The 3,748-nt window shown below is 66.3% G+C and carries 3 protein-coding genes and 1 pseudogene; all 4 read right to left on the bottom strand.

The window, feature by feature from the left end; all coding sequences use genetic code 11:
- A partial coding sequence (locus LH128_RS15385) for an MFS transporter (protein ID WP_008830576.1) occupies positions 1-742 on the bottom strand: 742 nt, incomplete at its 3' end.
- Between the two features lie 65 nt (positions 743-807).
- On the bottom strand, positions 808-2,961 hold the full coding sequence (locus LH128_RS15380) for a TonB-dependent receptor (protein ID WP_008830575.1): 2,154 nt from the start codon (positions 2,959-2,961) through the stop codon (positions 808-810).
- 86 nt (positions 2,962-3,047) lie between these two features.
- On the bottom strand, positions 3,048-3,386 hold the full coding sequence (locus tag LH128_RS15375; protein WP_008830574.1) for a PilZ domain-containing protein: 339 nt from the start codon (positions 3,384-3,386) through the stop codon (positions 3,048-3,050).
- A gap of 106 nt (positions 3,387-3,492) precedes the next feature.
- Positions 3,493-3,748: pseudogene (locus LH128_RS15370) on the bottom strand (tyrosine--tRNA ligase); the annotation flags it as partial.

Below are 3,748 nucleotides of genomic sequence, written 5' to 3'. Positions count from 1 at the left end.
CGAAGAGGTCGAGCGTGATGCAGCCGAACAGGAAGCGCTCGCTCCAGACGAACCGGAAGCCCTCGACGATCTGGCGGATCGGGTGAGCCTTGGCCGGATCGCGCGGGATGGCGGGCAGATGGCGGATCGCCTGGATGGCGATCGAGGCGCCCAGCGTGAACAGCGCCGAGCACCAGTAGGGCAGGGCGTGGTGGGCCGCGAACATGAAACCGTAGGCGGCAGGGCCGATGATCGTGCCCGCCTGCATCGCGATCGAGTTGAAGCCGATCGCGCGCGGGATCAGCTTGGGCGGCACGATGTTGGGCGCGATCGCCGACATGGCCGGGCTGATGAATACGCGGACCATGCCGTGCATCACCGCGAAGGCATAGAGCACCGGCAGGCTGCGGATTTCCAGCGTGGTGACGATGCCGAGGCCCAGCGCGACGCACATGTCTAGCAGGGCGGCTGTTCCGGCGACCTTGCGGCGGTCGAAACGGTCGGCGACGACGCCCGCCACCGGGGTCAGCAGGAACACCGGCAGGAACTGCGCGAAACCGAGCAGGCCCAGCTGGAACGAGGCCTGCGTGATCGACATGGCGTAGTCGGTTCGGGCGACGTCGTAGAGCTGGTAGCCGATGATGACGACCGTACCCGTCGTCGCCAGCACCGCGAAGAAGCGGGCCAGCCAGAACTTGCGGTAGTCGGCGATCTGGAGCGGCGAAGTGGGGGCGCCGTCGGGAGAAGGATGGGGGAGACTCACGCGGGCTGCATGGCAGCGTGGCCTCCCCTTGCCAAGTTGGATTGGGCTAAACCGGATTGTTTCTTTTAATAGGTGATCCGGGCCGTCAGGCGCACGTCACGCCCGGCGATCGGCACGAAGTCCTTGGTCTGCGATGCCGCCAGGCGGCCCGAAGCGTCGAGCAGGTTGTTGGCGGAGAGGATGAGGGTGAGAGGCCCCTTCTCGCCGACCGGGCGCCAGGTGGCGCTGAGGTTGACGAGCGTGAAGGCGTCTGTCGGGTTCTCGTTCTCGGCCACGCGGTTCTGCCGGGCGTTCCATTCGACTTCGCCGCGCAAGTCGAAGACCGGCGAATCGTACTCCAACCCTCCGCGCACGCGCAGCGGCGGGATGCGGGGGACCGGGCCGAGATTGACCAGCCTGGCGTGGGTATAGTCGATCCCGCTGTCGATCTTGAAGGCGCCGCCGCTCTGCGTGCGGGCCACGGTCAGCGCGCCCTCGGCCTCGATGCCGCGGAAGCGGGCGGCGGCCTGAAGGTACTGGTAGATCGGGAGGCTTGATTCCGCGTCGATCTGGCCGGTCGGGACGGCGGCGATGAAGTTGCCGAAGTTGGTGCCGTATGCGGTCACCGATCCGGCGAAATTGCTGCCGCTGTAACGGATGCCGGCTTCGATCCCATCGCTCTTTTCGAGCGTGAAGTTGGGATTGCCGACCTCGAAGGACTGCGTGGCGTCATGTGCGCCGTTGACGAACAGTTCCTCCGCGGACGGGGCGCGTTCGCCGTGCTGGTAGTTGACCGAGAGGGTCAAGGTATCGGTCGGGTGCCATGCGGCACCGACGACTGCGGAGTACTGGTCGAACTGGCGGCTCTGCCCGGTCAGCAGGTCGCCGCCATTGGGCTTGGCGCGGATCTGCGTATTCTCGTAGCGCAGCGCGGCCTCGAGATCGAACCGGCCGACTTCGAGTTGCTGCAGCGTGAAGGCCGCGAAGCGGTTGGTCTCGGTGTTCGGCAGCAGCAGTTCGTCGCCGGTGATGTCCAGCGTAGAGGACGAATACTGGACGCCGCTCGAACCGCTCCAGATGCCCCGGCGCGTCTGGTCGGCCTGGAGCCGGGCCGACAGCGACTGGCTGTTGAAACGGGTGCCGACGGCGCCGTCGGTGATCTCGGCGTGGGTGTAATCGCCGTAGGCGCCGCGCAGTTCGAGGCGTTTGAGGAAACCGTCGAGGTTGAGGCCCGCCCGCAGGTCAACGCGGGTCTGGCGCAGGCTGATCATCGTGGAGGACGGATCCGCCGAGGGGCGCGGGGGAATGCCGTAGTCGTTGGCCACGCGCTGGGCCGAGACACCGATGTCGCCGCCCGCGTCGATGAACGCGACGCCGCCGCCATATGTCCAGCCCTCGGTGCCGCTGTTGGCGAGCTTGCCCTTGCGGCCTGCCTGAGCCGTCAGGTTGGCAGCGCCGGCGGCGTCTCTGTCGGCGGCAAGGGCGTCGGCCGAAGCCAGAGTCTCGGCGCGCAGTTCAGGGGAAAGCACGTAGCCGCCGACGTGCAGATCGTCGGAATGATAGTAGGAGGCATCGAGGTGCGCGACCCACTTGTCGGCCAGCCTGACGTTGGCGGCGACCCCGCCGTTCACGTCGTTGGCGGCGGTGCCGTAACTGCCCAGCGCGTCAAGGGTGAACGCCTTGTCCGGCACCGCGCGCGGGATGCGCTTGTCCAGTGCGTTGACCGCGCCGCCTGCCGGATCGCTGGCGTAAAGCAGGACGCGCGGGCCGTGCAGGACTTCGACGCGCTCGATGTTCAGCGTGTCGAGCGACACAGCGTGGTCGGCGGAAACTGCGGATGCGTCGAGCGAGCCGAGACCATCAAGCAGGACCTGAACGCGCGGGCCGTCGAAGCCGCGCAGGATAGGACGCGATACGCCGGGGGCGAAACCGCTGCTGGTGACGCCCGGAAGGCTTTTCAGCATGTCACCGATCTGCGGCTTCAGATTGCGGGTGAGGGCATCGCCGGTCAGCACAACCGGAGCCGAAATCGGGTCGGCGTTGCCGGAAATGACGCGGCCGGTGACGATGATTTCGGGGCCGCTCTCCTGCGCGTGGCCGCTCTTGGACGCGGTGGCGGGGCCAGATGCTTCCTGTCCGGACGCTCCCGGCACGGATTGGGCCAGCGCGGGATCGGCGGCGACGGTTGCGACAAGGCTGGCGCAGGCCAGCAGGGCGATTCGGGGAGGGCGGGCTGTCATGTCCAAGCCCTCTAATTGTCATGTTATATTATATCAATATCGTTTTGTGCGTACGCAGCATTTTCCTGACGGGACTTGCCTGATGTTCAGCGCTTGGGACGCAGGCGCGGATTGGGCTGGAGAGTATCGACCAGCTTGAGGAAGTCATCGATCCGGATGATGCGCTCGAACTGGAAACCGGAACGGCCCTCGTGGGTCCAGATCATGTGCGCCTCGATCCGGCCTACCACGGGCAGGCGCATGACCAGCCGTTCGCCGCGCTCGAGCGTCATCTCGCCCTGGATCATGAAGCCCTGGGCCGAAATGTTCACGATGTGCAGGTCGAGGTCGCCGAGCTGGCGGTGCTCGGCGATCACGGTGTAATCGACGGGGTGACGCGCTGCGCGCCGTTTGTCGGTTACAGTGAGCTGCGCTCCTGCACTCATGGTTCCATGCCTTTTGCTTTTTGCCGTCGAAGAACTCTAGGCGCAAATGGCAAACAAGCGGTTAATCCCGCCGACTTTGCACCCGGCAGGTCGGCGGGATTCGGTATTACGCCTTTGTGATGACGCCGTGCTTCTTCTTGCCGACACTGAGCTTGCGGCTTTCGCCCGGCGCCAGTGTGATCAGCAGGGCGGGATCGTCCATCACCACGTCGTCGAGACGCACCGCGCCCTCGGCGATCTTGCGCTTGGCCTCGCCGTTGGAGGCGACGAAGCCGAGTTCCACGCAGGCCGCGCCGAGGCGGATGCCGTCTGCTCCGGCCTCGATGGTCGGCAGATCGCCGCCCATGCCGCCGCCCGCGAAG

The organism is Sphingomonas sp. LH128, from assembly GCF_000293195.2.
GTDB lineage: Bacteria > Pseudomonadota > Alphaproteobacteria > Sphingomonadales > Sphingomonadaceae > Novosphingobium > Novosphingobium resinovorum_A.
This window is presented reverse-complemented; position numbering and strand designations above follow the sequence as displayed.

Coding starts and splice junctions, on each gene's coding strand:
- LH128_RS15380 (WP_008830575.1), bottom strand. CDS start 2,961: ATGACAGCCCGCCCTCCCCGAATCGCCCTGCTGGCCTGCGCCAGCCTT.
- LH128_RS15375 (WP_008830574.1), bottom strand. CDS start 3,386: ATGAGTGCAGGAGCGCAGCTCACTGTAACCGACAAACGGCGCGCAGCG.